Source organism: Bradyrhizobium sp. 23AC (assembly GCF_054863025.1).
On sequence record NZ_JAVAYN010000155.1, the window covers coordinates 1 to 272 of the forward strand.

At 67.6% G+C, this 272-nt stretch carries 1 pseudogene; it reads left to right on the forward strand.

Annotation, left to right across the window (positions count from 1 at the left end):
• Positions 1-272, forward strand: a pseudogene (locus tag RAD10_RS41890) (N-acetylmuramoyl-L-alanine amidase); the annotation flags it as partial.

Sequence of the window (272 nt, forward strand, 5' to 3'; positions counted from 1 at the left end):
GGCGCATCACAGCCGCTATCGTTGCCGCGCTGATCCCGCTCCTGGTGTCGTCAGTTGGCGACGGCCAGGCGGCTACGGCCCGCAAGCCCGTGCGGGCCATCAAGTCACCTGCGCCGGCGCCGTGCGATCCGCGCAAGTTCAAGATCATCCTCGATGTCGGCCACACCTCCGAATCGCAAGGCGCGACCAGCGCGCGCAACGACGTGGAGTTCGGCTTCAACCTGCAACTGACGCGGCTGATCGGAGCGCGCCTGAAGTCGGCGGGCTTTGCC